General features: G+C 68.5%; 14 protein-coding genes and 1 pseudogene. 3 read left to right on the top strand and 12 right to left on the bottom strand.

The window, feature by feature from the left end:
* Window positions 1-17 precede the first annotated feature (17 nt).
* Complete coding sequence (locus tag ACXDF8_RS05575) at window positions 18-473, top strand: peroxiredoxin (RefSeq protein ID WP_457222247.1); 456 nt, start codon at window positions 18-20, stop codon at window positions 471-473.
* On the opposite strand, the pseudogene ACXDF8_RS05570 reads toward ACXDF8_RS05575, so the two are convergent.
* Window positions 421-2,068, bottom strand: a pseudogene (locus tag ACXDF8_RS05570) (2-isopropylmalate synthase). The gene ACXDF8_RS05575 and the pseudogene ACXDF8_RS05570 sit on opposite strands and share 53 nt — an antisense overlap.
* A 248-nt stretch (window positions 2,069-2,316) precedes the next feature.
* Between ACXDF8_RS05570 and ACXDF8_RS05565 the strand changes: the two are divergent.
* Together ACXDF8_RS05565 and ACXDF8_RS05560 are read left to right on the top strand one after the other, a co-directional pair.
* Complete coding sequence (locus ACXDF8_RS05565; protein WP_457222246.1) at window positions 2,317-2,997, top strand: FadR/GntR family transcriptional regulator; 681 nt, start codon at window positions 2,317-2,319, stop codon at window positions 2,995-2,997.
* The gene (locus ACXDF8_RS05560; RefSeq protein ID WP_457222245.1) at window positions 2,994-3,791 is read left to right on the top strand and encodes an ABC transporter ATP-binding protein; all 798 of its coding nucleotides are present in this window, start codon (window positions 2,994-2,996) and stop codon (window positions 3,789-3,791) included. Before ACXDF8_RS05565 ends, ACXDF8_RS05560 begins: the two co-directional genes overlap by 4 nt.
* On the opposite strand, the gene ACXDF8_RS05555 is transcribed toward ACXDF8_RS05560, so the two are convergent.
* The 11 genes from ACXDF8_RS05555 to murG form a co-directional block, all read right to left on the bottom strand.
* Window positions 3,788-5,158, bottom strand: coding sequence for a TIGR01777 family oxidoreductase (locus ACXDF8_RS05555; protein WP_457222244.1), 1,371 nt, complete (start codon window positions 5,156-5,158; stop codon window positions 3,788-3,790). The two genes, ACXDF8_RS05560 and ACXDF8_RS05555, sit on opposite strands and share 4 nt — an antisense overlap.
* Window positions 5,159-5,194: 36 nt before the next feature.
* Window positions 5,195-5,569, bottom strand: coding sequence for a hypothetical protein (locus ACXDF8_RS05550; protein ID WP_457222243.1), 375 nt, complete (start codon window positions 5,567-5,569; stop codon window positions 5,195-5,197).
* A 54-nt stretch (window positions 5,570-5,623) separates the two neighbouring features.
* The gene (wag31, locus tag ACXDF8_RS05545; protein WP_457222242.1) at window positions 5,624-6,436 is read right to left on the bottom strand and encodes a DivIVA-like cell division protein Wag31; all 813 of its coding nucleotides are present in this window, start codon (window positions 6,434-6,436) and stop codon (window positions 5,624-5,626) included.
* Between the two features lie 233 nt (window positions 6,437-6,669).
* The gene (locus tag ACXDF8_RS05540) at window positions 6,670-6,969 is read right to left on the bottom strand and encodes a YggT family protein (protein WP_457222241.1); all 300 of its coding nucleotides are present in this window, start codon (window positions 6,967-6,969) and stop codon (window positions 6,670-6,672) included.
* A gap of 87 nt (window positions 6,970-7,056) precedes the next feature.
* Window positions 7,057-7,743 carry a cell division protein SepF gene (locus tag ACXDF8_RS05535; RefSeq protein WP_457222240.1) on the bottom strand — a complete coding sequence of 229 codons (687 nt, stop codon included), beginning with the start codon at window positions 7,741-7,743 and terminating at the stop codon, window positions 7,057-7,059.
* A 65-nt stretch (window positions 7,744-7,808) separates the two neighbouring features.
* Window positions 7,809-8,561 (bottom strand): YggS family pyridoxal phosphate-dependent enzyme, encoded by a 753-nt coding sequence (locus ACXDF8_RS05530; RefSeq protein WP_457222239.1) that lies wholly within the window; start codon window positions 8,559-8,561, stop codon window positions 7,809-7,811.
* Complete coding sequence (pgeF, locus tag ACXDF8_RS05525) at window positions 8,558-9,265, bottom strand: peptidoglycan editing factor PgeF (RefSeq protein WP_457222238.1); 708 nt, start codon at window positions 9,263-9,265, stop codon at window positions 8,558-8,560. Before pgeF ends, ACXDF8_RS05530 begins: the two co-directional genes overlap by 4 nt.
* 31 nt (window positions 9,266-9,296) lie before the next feature.
* Window positions 9,297-10,454, bottom strand: a complete 1,158-nt coding sequence (gene ftsZ / locus ACXDF8_RS05520) for a cell division protein FtsZ (protein WP_457222237.1) — start codon at window positions 10,452-10,454, stop codon at window positions 9,297-9,299.
* A gap of 192 nt (window positions 10,455-10,646) precedes the next feature.
* Window positions 10,647-11,573 (bottom strand): cell division protein FtsQ/DivIB, encoded by a 927-nt coding sequence (locus ACXDF8_RS05515; RefSeq protein ID WP_457222236.1) that lies wholly within the window; start codon window positions 11,571-11,573, stop codon window positions 10,647-10,649.
* Window positions 11,570-12,976, bottom strand: coding sequence for a UDP-N-acetylmuramate--L-alanine ligase (gene murC, locus ACXDF8_RS05510; protein ID WP_457222375.1), 1,407 nt, complete (start codon window positions 12,974-12,976; stop codon window positions 11,570-11,572). The genes ACXDF8_RS05515 and murC overlap by 4 nt, the downstream gene beginning before the upstream one ends.
* 50 nt (window positions 12,977-13,026) lie before the next feature.
* Window positions 13,027-14,199 (bottom strand): undecaprenyldiphospho-muramoylpentapeptide beta-N-acetylglucosaminyltransferase, encoded by a 1,173-nt coding sequence (gene murG, locus ACXDF8_RS05505; protein ID WP_457222374.1) that lies wholly within the window; start codon window positions 14,197-14,199, stop codon window positions 13,027-13,029.
* Between the last annotated feature and the right edge of the window lie 6 nt (window positions 14,200-14,205).

The raw sequence follows: 14,205 nt of genomic DNA, 5'->3' as shown, positions 1-14,205 counted from the left end.
GCGTAGCCTCATCACCCATGAAACGTGGCGACGTGGTAGCCGACTTCGAACTGCCGGACCAAACCGGCACGGTGCGCTCGCTGACCAGCCTGCTCGCCGACGGGCCGATCGCCTTGTTCTTCTACCCGGCCGCGATGACGCCCGGCTGCACCAAGGAAGCCTGTCATTTCCGCGACCTGGCCTCGGAGTTCGCCGCGGTGGGTGCCACCCGGGTCGGCATCAGCACCGACGACGTGGACAAGCAGGCCCGGTTCGCCGACTCGCAGAGCTTCGACTACCCGCTGCTGTCCGACGCCGACGGCGCGGTGGCGACGGCGTTCGGGGTCAAACGCGGGCTGCTGGGCAAGTTCCTGCCCGTCAAGCGCACGACATTCGTCATCGACACCGACCGCACCGTGCTGGAGGTGATCTCCAGCGAGGTCAACATGGACACCCACGCTGACAAGGCGTTAGAGGTGTTGCGGGCCCGTTGACGGCGCTGAGCACCGCCGCCATCGACGCCGCTGACACCGAGTCACCGCGACCGAAAGCCCAGCGGCTGGCACCGCCCCGGTGGTACTGCAGGTAGCAGATTGTGGTGTCGCCGACCTGCTGCTGGGTCACGCCGATCAGCTGGATGTGGCGGCCGGTGTCGGCGAGCGCACGAATCAGTGCGTCGACCGGGCCGATCCCGTGATGGATGCTGGTGTCCGGCCGGCCGTCGATGAGCAAAGTCAGCTCGATGCCGGCGTGCCCTCTGTCGTGCCACGTCTTGAGTTCGACCGGACCGCCCGGACGCTGGTAAGCCGATTCGAAGAGTTCGAGCAATTCCGCGGGGCTGATTTCGGTCCCGCTGGCATCGGCGTGCGCCTGGGCTCGCCGCGCGAAATCGATCTGCAGGCCGCGGGGCAGGTCCATTCCGTATTCGGCGAGCAACAGGTAAGCGAAGCCGCCTTTGCCGGATTGCGAGTTGACCCGGATCACCGCGTCGTAGGTACGCCCGATGTCGGCTGGGTCGATGGGCAGATACGGTACCCGCCAATCGATTTCACGCTCAAATCGATCCGCGTTCAGCGCCCGCGTGCGGTGTTCGGCCAGCCCCTTCTTGATCGCGTCTTGGTGGGTTCCGGAGAATGCCGTGTGCACCAGGGCGCCCACATACGGTCCGCGCGATCTCATCGATGTCGGAGAAATCGACCATCGGATCGACGCCCTGGGCGTACAGATTCAGGGCCAGCGTCGCGATGTCGACATTGCCGGTCCGCTCGCCGTTGCCGAACACGCAGCCCTCCACCCGCTGCGCACCGGCCAGCACCGCCATCTCGGCGCAGGCAATGCCGGTGCCGCGGTCGTTGTGCGGGTGTACCGACAGGATGACGCTGTCCCGCCGGGCCAGATTGAGGTGCATGTACTCGATCTGGTCCGCGTAGACATTGGGGGTGGCGACCTCGACGGTGGCCGGCAGATTGATGATCACCGGCCGTTGCGGGGTGGCGTCCCACAACGCCGTCATGTCGTCGCACAACTCCAGGACGTAGTCCGGTTCGGTCAGGTTGAACACTTCCGGGGAGAATTCGAACCGGACGTTGGTCCGTCCACCGGCCAGCTCGAGCACGTCGCGGCCTCCTGCCAGGATGAGTTCGCGCAGCTCGGCTCGGCCCCGGTCCAGCACCACGTCGCGCCACGTCGGCGCGGTGGCGGTGTACATGTGGACGACGACCTCGTTGCGGATGCCCGCCACCGATGCCACGGTCCGCTCGATGAGGTCGCGGCGGGCCGGTGTGAACACCACGATCGTCACATCCGTTGGCGCCAAGTCGGATTCGGCCAGCAGCCGGACGAACTCGAAGTCGGCCTGGGAGGCCGACGGGTAGCCGACCTCGATCTCTTTGTAGCCCATGGCCACCAGGAGCTCGAAGAACCGCCGCTTACGTGCCGGGTCCATCGGCTCGGCCAGGGCCTGGTTGCCGTCGCGCAGATCCACCGGAACCCACAGCGGTGCGGCCTCGATTCGCGCCTGGGCCCAGCGATGTTGTGACGGCGGCACTGCCACGCGGCGGTAGACATCGACGTAACGGTGTGAGGGCATCTGGGACCGCCGCTGGCGATTCCAAGCGGGTGCCCCGAACGGGACGTCCCCGACTGGAGTGTCGATGGTGGGAAATGGCGTGTTCATCATGGTCGCTTCCTGATCGGCGTTAGGTGAATCCGACCGGCGCGACAACACGCCACGGCAGGGAACCGGTCGGTCAGGCCCCGCCGCGGCGGCTAAGCACGAATGCGCGCATCATGATGACCAGACAGTACACTACTCCTCAGACAAGTAGAGAGGTCGCCATGGTTTCGCCGGTCCCCCAAGTGCAGCGCCACCCGCTTGCCGCACAAGCGGCCCAGCTATTGCTCACGCGGATCCGCGCCGGCGAATGGCCACTGGGACAACGACTTCCCGGCGAAACCACCCTAGCGGCGCAGTTGGGCGTCGGTCGTTCGACGCTGCGCGAGGCGATCCGCGAATTGGCCGGCAGAGGCGTACTGGAGAGCCGCCAGGGCGCCGGGGTATTCGTCACCGCGGTGGAACCCACCGAGGACTGGGACACCATCCTGCGGCGCACGACCATCACCGCCGTGATCGAAGCGCGGATCGCCATCGAGGCCGAGGCCGCGGCGCTGGCGGCGATCCGGCGCACGCCCGCCGACCTGCGGGCGATCCGGCGAACACTGGCTGCCCGTGGAGTACTCGATCTGGCTGTGCCCGACCATGTCGACGCCGATGCCGCATTCCACCGGGCAGTTGTGGCGGCGGCACACAACGACGTCCTGACGCAGTTGTTCGACGCCTTCCTGCCGCGGTTGCGGCTGGCGATGATCGACATGCTCAAGATCCACCCGGTCCCATCCGAGGAAGCCGACCACGCGGCGCACCGGGAATTGGCCGACGCGATCGCCGCCCGCGATCCCGCCGCGGCCGCTGCCGCCAGCAGATCACACCTGAGTTCCCTGAAGGAGTCCTTCGCATGACGCCGGTTCTCGAACTTGCCGACGTGACGTTCCGTCGTGACGGCAAGCAGATCATCGACGGCATCTCGCTGGCCGTTCAACCGGGCGAACATTGGGCACTGCTCGGCCCCAACGGTGCGGGCAAGAGCACACTGCTCGGCTTCTGCGCGGCCGTCACGTTCCCGACCACCGGCACCGTGACCGTGCTAGGCGGCCGACTCGGGCGCACCGACTTGGCGGTGTTGCGCCGTTCCATCGGGCACGTCAATCCCCGCCACCGACTGCAGTATTCGTTGACGGTGCGCCAGGTGGTGCTGACCGGTATCACCGCCACCATTGACCTGCCGATGCGCTGGACGCCGAGCCCTGCCGAGCTCAACCGGGCCGAGGAGATGATCGCCGCAGTGGGCTTGACCCGCAAGGCCGACGACGTGTGGCCGACACTATCCCAGGGCGAACGCGGCCGGACTCTCATTGCGCGAGCACTGATTTCGGAGCCCGATCTGTTATTGCTCGACGAACCGACCACCGGTCTCGACGTCGCGGCACGCGAACAACTGCTCGAAACGATCGACAGTCTCGACCGCACCCACCCCGAAGTCGCCTCGATCCTGGTGACTCACCATCTCGAAGAGCTGCCGACCACGACCACGCACGCCTTGCTCATCGCAGACGGGCGAACTGTGGCGAGTGGTCCTGCGCACCAAACGATCTCGACCGAGAACGTCACCGCGGCGTTCTCGCATCCGATCGCGGTGGGATACGACGACGGCAGGTGGACGGCCCGGGCGAAGGCCACCGCGATCGACGTCTAGATCACGCCGGGCGCCGCGTCGTGCCCCAACTGGTGGGCCAGCGCGTCGGACACCGTGGAGTGGCGGAACCGGTGACCGAGTGCTTGCAGTTTTGTCGGCAGCACCCGCTGATCGGCTTCGGCCAGCTCCCGCGCGCCCTGCGCGCCGAGCAACACCCGGGGCCCGATCGACGGTACGGGCAGCAATGCCGGGCGGTGCATCGTCGCAGCCAGGGCCTTGGTGTATTCGTTGTTGCGCACCGGGTTTGGGCCGACGGCATTGACCGGGCCTGCCAGTCGGGTGTCGTAGACGGCGCGATAGTAGATGTCGAGCAGGTCGTCCAAACCGATCCAGGACAGCCACTGCTGACCGCTGCCCAGCCGGCCGCCGAGCCCCGCGGCGAACAGCGGCCGCATCAACCGCAGCGTCCCGCCGGCGGCGGCCTGGACTATGCCGGTGCGCACCATGACCGTTCGCACGCCTGCACTCGCGGCAGGTGCCGTGGCGTCCTCCCAGTCAGCGACGACGTCGGCGAGGAAACCGTCGCCGCGGGCGCTGTCCTCGCAGAGCACCGCATCGCCGCGGTCGTAGCCGTAGAACCCGATCGCCGATGCACTGACGAACGCACGTGGCCCGGGGCCTGTCGCGGCGGCCAGCTCGGCCAGCCGCCGGGTCGGCTCGATACGGGAGTCGCGGATCGCCGCGCGGTGGGCCTCAGTGAAGCGCCCGGCGATGGAGGCACCGGCCAGATGGATCACTGCGTCGACACCGTCGAGCAGATCGGCAGCGGGATCACTGGGATCCCAACGCCTTTCGTCGCGACGAGTCGGCTCTCCACGAACCAGCCGGATCACTCGATGCCCACCAGTGGTTAGCATCGCGGTCAACGCCGAGCCGACCAGACCGGACGCGCCGGTGACGGCGACAGCCAGCTGGCCGGCTCCCGCCTGCGCGGCGTCGCGGTGGGCGGCCAAATCGTCGGCCAACTGACGGTGGCGGTAGGCGAACGTGGAGCGCAGCGCCGCACCCGGCACCGTCGTATCGACTTTGTCGTGCACCCGGGTCGTCCCCTGCCCGGCGTCGCTGAACCGGTGGGTGTGCCGCCACCAGCCGATGATCCGCGGCGGCAGCGTCATTACGCCGTCCGAGGACAGCGCATCGACGAACTGGTACGGCGGGTCATACCCGGCCGGGTCGTGCTGGGCGATCCAGCGTAAGCCGCCCGGCAACCCGAGTACGGCACGTCCGTCGGCCAGAGACTCGGTCTCGGCCACCACCCGCATCGGCTGCCAGGGCGGAACGAGTCGCCGCATGGCGCCGGTGCGGGTGTGCCAGGCGAAGACCTCCTCGAGCGGATGGTCGACGATGCTGGCGTATTCGATGCCCATGGTCAGGGATTCGGAGCCGCAGGGACGCTGGATTGGTCAGCGTGCATCGGCCGGACCGGCCGACGTGTCCTCGGGTTCGGACTCGGGCTCGGGCTCGGGTTCGGGTTCGGACTCGGATTCGGACTCGGCAAGCACATCTTCGTCGGGATACTCGGCGTCGAAGCTGGAGTAGGTCGCGTCCACGGTCTCGTCGGTCTCGGAGTACGCGACCGTCTCCGCGGTGGCGACCGACTCCGGTTCCTCGGCTAGCTGGCGGTTCTGGCGTTCCCGGATGGCGTCGACGATCAGCAGGATCACACCGATCACGCTGGCCGCGATGCACACCCAGGCGACCAACTCATTGCTGGTCACGACCGCGGTGACCAGCGCCGCGAGGCCGATCACCGCCAACACCAGCGCAACGATCAGCATCGATCACCCTCCGGCCGCTCAGAGCACACAGGCTGTGCCAGCCCGACGGCAGTGTTAGTTGTTACCGCGGTTGAACTGGTTGAACCCGCCGCCGTCGCTGTTGGCGCCGGAATCCACTGGAGCGGCCGAGCCGCGCTGGCCGAGCTCTTCGAGCTGCGACTCCAGGTAGGTCTTGAGACGGGTGCGGTACTCGCGTTCGAAGGTCCGCAGCTGTTCCAGCCGGCCCTCGAGAACGGTGCGCTGCTGGTTGATCGTGCCCATGATCTCGGTGTGCTTGCGCTCGGCGTCGGCCTGCAGCGCGTCGGCCTTCTCCTGTGCCTGGCGCAACTGGGTCTCCGAGCGAGTCTGCGCGTCGCTGAGCATGGCGTCCGAGCGCTGCTTGGCGTCGGCAACCGTGGTCTCGGCGGTGTGGCGCGCCTCCGACAGGATCTGGTCGGCGTTGGCACGCGCGTCGGCGAGCAGCTTGTCGGCCTCAGCCTTGGCGGTCCCGGTCAGCCGGTCCGCGGTGTCCTGAGCCAGGGCGAGCACGCGGGCCGCCTTCATCGCCTGCTCCTCGCTGGCGGCGGGGCTGGCCACCGGCTGCGGGGTCGGCGCGGGCACCGGCGCGGGCTGGGGTTCCGGCTCAGGCTGGTAGAGCGGAATCGCCTGGGTGGGCTGCAACACGGCCCCGCCCGAGCGGGCACCGGCGAGCTCCTGGTCCAGCTCGGCGACCCGCTGACGCAGATCGGAGTTCTCCTCGATGAGGCGTGTCAGCTCGTTCTCCACCAGGTCGAGGAAGGCGTCAACCTCATCCTCGTTGTAGCCACGCTTGCCGATAGGCGGCTTGCTGAACGCCACATTGTGCACGTCGGCCGGTGTAAGTGGCATCATCTGCCCCCTCGGGTCTGGACGGTCAAACCGGTCTGCAAAGTGTAGAACGCGTCGCACGTTCGTCGATCCGTACTGTAACTGGCGTCCATCCTGTCACACCAGAACCGCAGGTCGCCTCGGAGACCGATAATTAAGAGCTAATTTCAGCTTTCCGTACCACCTAACCGGCGTGGCTAACCACATTGCACGCAGATGTGGAGTAGATTTCCCGACCCCGCGCGTGTGCCGGCTCAGGCCGCCGCGGCCGCCGCGTTGAACGCCAGCTGCATGCCGATGAAAGCGACCAGCAGCAGCACCATGATCGACAGGTCGAACCGCACGGCACCGATGGTCAACTGCGGGATCAGGCGGCGCAGCAGCTTCACCGGCGGATCGGTAACGGTCATGATGACCTCGAGGACCACGACGGTGAATCCGCGCGGATGCCAGTCCCGGCTGAACGAGCGGATGAACTCCACGACGACGCGGGCTATCAGCAGCAGCCAGAAAACGAACAGCGCGAAGCCAAGAATCTCGAAGAACAGCGACAACTAAAGCCGGTCCTTAATCAACAGCGGATGTGACATTGCCGACATCGCTGGTTTGGGGCCAGCGCGACGCCGTCAGCCTACCCGGGTTCACTGGTAGCTGTAGAAACCCGCCTCGGCGATACGGCGGCGCTCCTCCGCGCTGACGTCCACGTCGGCCGGCGACAGCAGGAAAACCTTGGTAGCCACCTTGTCGAACGAGCCACGCAGGGCGAAGGCCAGGCCGGCGGCGAAGTCGACCAGCCGCTTGGCGTCGGCGTTGTCCATCGACACCAGATCCATGATCACCGGCTGGCCGTCACGGAAACGCTCGCCGATCGTGCGGGCCTCGCTGTAGTCCTTGGGCCGCAGCGTGGTGATCTTCGACATCGGGCTGCCCGCCTCGAACAGTTCGGCCATCCGGCGAGGGTCCATCGCCAGAGCGCCGCGGGTGGATCCGCGCAGAGAACCGAAGCGCGAGGGGCGGGGCATGTCGTGCGGGTGGTCGAACTCGCGCGGACGGAACCGGGGTTCGTCGGCGTAGCCGCTGCGGAAACCACCGGTCGGCGGGTGGTAGTCGGCATCGCGGGGATCCCGGAGGTCCTCGTAGTCGCGGGCGGCCCGCACCTCGCGATCGTCGTAGCGCGGTCCGCGCTCGTACTCGTCCTCGGCGAATCGCTCACTGCGGCGCGCGTACCCGCGGGCAGCACCACGGTCGTCGTCGTCGTAGTACTCGTCGTCGTAATCGTCCATCGGGGCCATCCCGAAGTAGGCCTTGACCTTGTGGAGTGTGCTCATCGCCTGGACCCTTCTGAAAGCGTGAACTGCGGTGTCTGTGATGAAGATGTGACTGGAGTGACTACTCAGGGAGACGTTAGAGGACGTTGTCCCATAACAGCTGTACCGACACGCACACACGTCGAACCGTGTCGCACTGCGGCTTCCAGGTCACCGGACATCCCCGCCGACAGCTCTGTCGCGCCGGGGTGAGCGCGCTGGACGCGCCGATGCTCGGCGGCCAGTGCGGCGAATGCGGTATCGGCGTCGACCCCCAGCGGCGGGACTGCCATCAACCCGACCAGGCGCAGCGCCGCGGCGTCGGCGACGTTGTCACACAGCGCATCCACCGCACCCGGGTCGTCGATGTCCACTCCGCCCCGCGAGGTGTCCCCGTCGAGGCTGATCTGGATGAACACCCGCAGCGGCGCGTGCCGGTGACCCTCCTCGATCGCCTGGGCGGCACCGCGGTCCAGCGCGGCCGCTACCTTCGCGCTGCTCAACGAATGCACGGTATCCGCCCACCCGGCAATGGCTTTGGCCTTGTTGCGCTGAATCTGGCCGACCATGTGCCAGCGCGCCTGGCTGGCGTCAAGCCCCACCAGCGAGCCGAACTCGACAATCTTGGCCGATGCCTCCTGCTCGCGGGATTCACCGAAGCTGCGGGCGCCCAGCCGCCAAAGGATCGCCACGTCGGTGGCCGGGAAAAATTTGGTGATGGGCAGCAGCTCGATGTCGGCGGCGTCGCGGCCGGCTGCGTGGGCCGCACGTGCCAGACGCCGCTGGACGGCACCCAGCGCGGTGCGCAGTTCGTCCTCCCGTGCGGTAGCGGCGGTCATTCCATCCACACCAGGCAAGCCAGCCGACCCGTGGGTGCGCCGCGGCGGTGGCTGAACAGGTTGCGGTCAGCCACCGTGCAGCGCGGGTCGGCGTCGATGGCCGTGACACCGGCGCCGACCAGCTGCCGAACGATGCCCGCTCGCAGATCCAGGCCGGGCGTGCCGCGCGAGGTGGTGGTGCGGCTGCCGGGCAGCCGCGCTTCGACCTCGGCCGCCATCTGTTCGGGAACTTCGTAGTTCGCGCCACTGACCGCCGGGCCCAGCAGCACCGAGATGTCCTCGGTGTGTGCGCCCGCGGCCAGCATGGCCTCCAGCGTCCGCAACACCACACCGTCGGCCGCGCCGACCCGCCCGGCGTGCGCCGCGGCGATCACACCGGCGCGGGCGTCGGACAGCAGCACCGGCACGCAGTCGGCCGTGACGACGGCCAGCGCGAGCCCCGGCGTGGTGGTCACCAGTGCGTCGGTGTCGTCGACCGGATCGGTACGTGGTGCCTCGACGACGGCGACATGGTCGCTGTGGGTCTGATTCATCCACACCACATGGTCCTCGGGCAGCCGGATCGCGGCGGCCAGCCGCTTGCGGTTGGCGGCAACCGCCTGGGGATCGTCGCCGACGTGGTCACCGAGGTTGAAGGTGTCGTAGGGCTTCACCGAGACCCCACCGGCCCGGGTGGTGGTCACCCGGCGAATGCGAACTGTCACGTTGCCCAGTATCCGGGCGCAGCCGACGGGGTCAGTGCCGCATGAAGGGCGGCACGTCGACGTCGTCGTCGGAGATTCCGCCGTCGTCACCGCCGCCGATGCTGACCGTCGCGCCGTTGGTGTGCACCGGGACGCTGGCCGCGTCGATCGGCTCGAAGAGCGACGAGCTGAGCTTGCCGGCGGCTCCCGGCGCGATGCCCTGGCCCGCGCCCGCCGCGCCCACGACCGGCTTGCGGCCGGGTCCGGCGGCATCGAAGCCGGCGGCGATGACGGTCACCCGTACCTCGTCGCCGAGCGAGTCGTCGATCACGGTGCCGAAGATGATGTTGGCCTCGACGTGTGCGGCGTCCTGAACTAGCGAAGCGGCCTCGTTGATCTCGAACAGGCCCAGGTCACTGCCACCAGCGATCGACATCAGCACGCCCTGCGCACCTTCCATCGACGCCTCCAGCAGTGGAGAGTTGATGGCCATCTCGGCGGCCTTGAGCGCACGCCCGTCGCCGCGAGCCGAACCGATCCCCATCAGGGCGGTGCCCGCTCCGCTCATGATGCCCTTGACGTCGGCGAAGTCGACGTTGATCAGGCCTGGGGTGGTGATCAGGTCGGTGATGCCCTGCACGCCGTTGAGCAGCACTTCGTCGGCGCTGCGGAAGGCATCCATCAACGAGACCTGGGCGTCGCCCATCTGCAGCAGACGATCGTTGGGGATGACGATGAGGGTGTCGCAGCTCTCGCGCAGCGCCTGGATGCCGGATTCGGCCTGGTTGGAGCGTCGCTTGCCCTCGAAGGAGAACGGGCGCGTCACCACGCCGACGGTCAGCGCGCCGAGCTTGCGGGCGATCGAGGCCACCACGGGCGCGCCACCGGTGCCGGTGCCGCCACCTTCGCCGGCGGTGACGAACACCATGTCGGCGCCGCGGAGCAGCTCCTCGATCTCGTCCTTGGCATCCTCGGCGGCTTTGCGGCCGACCTCCGGATCGGCGCCGGCACCGAGACCACGGGTGGAGTCCCGGCCGACGTCGAGCTTGACGTCGGCGTCGCTCATCAACAGCGCCTGGGCGTCGGTGTTGATCGCGATGAACTCGACGCCCTTGAGTCCCTGCTCGATCATTCGGTTGACGGCGTTGACGCCGCCGCCGCCGATGCCAACGACCTTGATAACGGCGAGGTAGTTATGCGGGGGGGTCATCGTCTGTCTTCCTCCCTTATGGGGCTCGGGCTACCGCGACTCCCCTGGGGTCAAACCCTCAACCTCAACAAGAGGCTTAGAGTTATGTCAAGTAGTGCCGCGCAAACAGAACGGTATGGCCGGTCCGCGTTGGATTGGGGAGGCGCGCCGACGTGTCGCGGCGATTTTCTCCGCGATATCGGTCACGGGCCGCTACTTGACGGTCGGCAGATCCGGGCTGGACACGTCGTAGACCTTGCCGGGCTGAGTCAGCAGCGCGGCAAGCTTCTCGGCCTTCTCGTCGGTGCGGTCGGTGGTCCCCCACACCACGGTCCGGCCATCGGTGAGCGTCAACGTCACCGACGCCAGCGACGGCGCGGCGATGCGACTGACTTGTGCCACCACCTCCGGACGCAGCGCCGTCATCACTTCGAGGGCAGCCCTGGTCGCGGGATCACTGGGACCGGGCTGGTCGACATCGATATAGGCCAGCCCCGGGGGCGGCGGTGCGGTGGCAAAGTCGACGCCGTCGCGGTCAAACAGGTGCGGGCCGTCCGGATAGTCCTTCACCACGACCGGGATGCGTTCGACGATGGTGATCCGCAGCGTCGACGGATACTCGCGCTGCACCCGGGCGCTGGCCACCCGCCGGATGCCGGCGACCCGGTCGGCCACCTCGTCGGTGTTGACCTGCAGCAGCGGTGTGCCGAGCTGGACCTTGGCGGCGTCGACCACTTCCTCACGGGTCACCGCCCCGAGGCCGGTGATCACCAGGGAGCGGGCCGACATGACCGGTGTGAAATAGAGGATCAGGCCCAGCCCCACGCTGATGATCGTCAGCACGATCAGCCAGGTGAGCAGCTTCAGACCACGAACGGCCCGCTTTCCCAGGGGCTTCGGGACCTCGACCGCCGGGCCGTTGACCTTACGTTTGGCCTCGCGCCGAGCGTGCTCGATGGCGGTCGCGCGGGCCTGCGCGGCGCGGCGTTCGGCACGTTCACGGCGCTCCCGCCGGCGCGGGCCCTCCAGGTCTACCTCAGCGGGCTGCTCGGCGTCCGGCTCCTCGGGGGCATCCTCGGCCGGCGGTTTGGGCAGGATCGGCGCCGGCTCACCCGGCGGCTCGTCGGGGGTCTGCGTCATCGGTCGTGTCCGGGCATCGACCTGTTCAGTTTGATCTGCAGGGCGTCGAGAATCTCCTGGCCGAGCAGGGTCACGTCCCCGGCACCCATGGTGACCACCACGTCACCGGGTCGGGCCACCGCCGCCACCTGATCGGCGACCGCGGAGAAATCGGCCACGTAATGCGCCGGCACGCTGACGTGCTCAGCCACGGTGGCCCCGCTGATACCGGCCAGCGGCTGCTCCCGGGCGGCGTAGACGTCGAGCACGAACACCTCGTCGGCGGTGTCCAGTGCGTGACCGAACTCGCGCGCGAAAGCCTTTGTCCGCGAATACAAATGGGGCTGGAAGACGACGATGGCGCGGCCGCCGGTCTCCTTGGACAGCCCACACAGCGTGGTCAGCGCGGCCGCCACCTTAGTGGGGTGGTGGGCGTAGTCGTCGAACACCTTGACCTCGCCGGCGGTCCCGACCAGCTCGAACCGTCGGCGCACCCCTTCGAAGTCGGCCAGCGCCTCGAGTACGACGTCCGGATCGGCACCGGCCTGCATGGCCGCCAACAAGGCGGCCAACGCGTTGAGCGCCATGTGCCGCCCGGGCACCGCAAGGCGCATGGTGCGCGGGTGGGTCTCCCCCGCCAGCTGGATCGTCGCGATGGCGCTGGTACCCCGCTGTTCCCATTCGACCAGCGCGGCGTCGAGGTCGGGGTGCCCGGCGCTGCCGTAGCGCAGCACCCTGATCCCCAGGGCGGCGGTCCGTTCGGCGAGCGCGGCCGCCCCCGGATCGTCGACGCACGCCACCAGGGCACCGCCCGGACGCAACCGCTCCATGAACGCATCGAAGACCTGGACGTAGGCTTCTTCGGTACCGAAGAAGTCCAGATGGTCGGCTTCGACGTTGGTCACGACCGCGATATCGGGCTCGTATTCCACCAGCGAGCCGTCGCTCTCGTCGCCCTCGGCGACGAAATACCGGCCGCTGCCGTTGTGCGCGTTGGTTCCCGCCTCGCCCAGATCGCCGCCGACGGCGAACGACGGGTCGAATCCGCTGTGCTGCAGCGCCACGATCAACATCGACGTGGTGGTTGTCTTGCCCGCCGTTCCGGTGACCATCAGCGTCGTGTCGCCGGCCATCAATTTGGCCAGCACCACCGGGCGCAGGATCACCGGTACCGCCCGCCGCCGGGCCTCGACCAGTTCCGGGTTGGTCTTCGGGATGGCGGCGTGGGTGGTGATCACCGCGGTCGGACCGCCGGGCAACAAATCGAGATTGGCCGCGTCGTGCCCGATGCTGATCACCGCGCCCCGCGCCCGTAGGGCCACGACTCCGCGCGACTCCTTGGCGTCCGAACCCGAGACCTGTCCCCCTCGGTCCAGCAGGATCCGCGCGATACCGGACATGCCCGCACCGCCGATGCCGACCATATGGACCCGTTCGAGTTCGGGCGGCAGGGCCCTGGCGCCGTCGGTCGCGCTCACCGGGATTCCTTACCGGCCCTGGCCACCGCGAGCGCCACCTCGGCGACCCGCTGGGCGGCGTCGCGGTGCCCCGCTCCGGCGGCGGCCGCGGTCATCGCCTGCAGCCGCGCCGGGTCGGTGAGCAGGCTCGCCACGTCGTTCGCGACGAATTCGGGTGTGAGGTCGGCGTCGGCGGTCAACAGCCCGCCACCGGCTCGGACCACCGGCAGTGCGTTGAGCCGCTGCTCGCCGTTGCCGATCGGCAGCGGTACGTAGACCGCGGGCAGCCCGACCGCGCAGACCTCGGCGACCGTCATCGCCCCGGACCTGCAGATCGCCAGGTCGGCCGCGGCGTAGGCCAGGTCCATACGGTCCAGGTAGGGCACCGCGACGTAGGGCGGCTCGCCGGGCTCGGGGGTGCGCAGGTCCAGGGTGTTCTTGGGTCCGTGTGCGTGCAGCACCGAAATGCCAGCGGCGGCAAGCGGTCCCGCCGCCGCCGATACCGCGCGGTTGATCGAGGCCGCGCCCTGGGATCCGCCGAACACCAGTAACACCACGGCCTCCTCGGCGAAGCCGAAGTGAGCGCGGGCCTGTGCGCGCAGTGCGCGGCGGTCCAGGCCGGTGATCGAGGCGCGCACCGGCATACCGACCACCTCGGCGTGCCGCAGACCCGAGTCGGGTACCGCCGACAGCACGCGCTTGGCCCGACGCGCGCCGACCCGGTTGGCCAGCCCCGCGCTGGCGTTGGCCTCGTGCACCACGACCGGTACCCCGCGCCGGCGCAGGCGTCCGCCGCGCGCGGCGAGGTAGGCGGGCACGGCCACGTAGCCGCCGAAGCCGATGACGACGTCCGCATTCACCTCGTCGAGCACAGCGCGGGTCTCTTTGACGGCGCGGCGCACCCGCATCGGCAACCGCAGCAGATCGCCGTTGAGCTTGCGCGGCAGCGGCACCGGGGTGATGAGTTTCAGGTCGTAGCCGCGGGCGGGCACCAATCGCGTCTCCAGCCCGCGGGCCGTCCCCAGCGCGGTGATCCTGATCGCCGGGTCCAGCGCCCTGAGCGCGTCGGCGACCGCCATGGCCGGTTCGACATGCCCGGCGGTCCCACCACCGGCGAGAACAACCGACACCGCTACATCTCCATCACTGCTTTTACTGCCCGAGTCGCCGCGATTCGCACCGTCGCCGATCTTCGA

The sequence above is a fragment of the Mycolicibacterium sp. CBM1 genome (genome assembly GCF_054073305.1).
This window is presented reverse-complemented; position numbering and strand designations above follow the sequence as displayed.

Coding starts and splice junctions, on each gene's coding strand:
- ACXDF8_RS05575 (WP_457222247.1), top strand. CDS start 18: ATGAAACGTGGCGACGTGGTAGCCGACTTCGAACTGCCGGACCAAACC.
- ACXDF8_RS05565 (WP_457222246.1), top strand. CDS start 2,317: ATGGTTTCGCCGGTCCCCCAAGTGCAGCGCCACCCGCTTGCCGCACAA.
- ACXDF8_RS05560 (WP_457222245.1), top strand. CDS start 2,994: ATGACGCCGGTTCTCGAACTTGCCGACGTGACGTTCCGTCGTGACGGC.
- ACXDF8_RS05555 (WP_457222244.1), bottom strand. CDS start 5,158: ATGGGCATCGAATACGCCAGCATCGTCGACCATCCGCTCGAGGAGGTC.
- ACXDF8_RS05550 (WP_457222243.1), bottom strand. CDS start 5,569: ATGCTGATCGTTGCGCTGGTGTTGGCGGTGATCGGCCTCGCGGCGCTG.
- wag31 (WP_457222242.1), bottom strand. CDS start 6,436: ATGCCACTTACACCGGCCGACGTGCACAATGTGGCGTTCAGCAAGCCG.
- ACXDF8_RS05535 (WP_457222240.1), bottom strand. CDS start 7,743: ATGAGCACACTCCACAAGGTCAAGGCCTACTTCGGGATGGCCCCGATG.
- ACXDF8_RS05530 (WP_457222239.1), bottom strand. CDS start 8,561: ATGACCGCCGCTACCGCACGGGAGGACGAACTGCGCACCGCGCTGGGT.
- ftsZ (WP_457222237.1), bottom strand. CDS start 10,454: ATGACCCCCCCGCATAACTACCTCGCCGTTATCAAGGTCGTTGGCATC.
- ACXDF8_RS05515 (WP_457222236.1), bottom strand. CDS start 11,573: ATGACGCAGACCCCCGACGAGCCGCCGGGTGAGCCGGCGCCGATCCTG.
- murC (WP_457222375.1), bottom strand. CDS start 12,976: ATGGTCGGCATCGGCGGTGCGGGCATGTCCGGTATCGCGCGGATCCTG.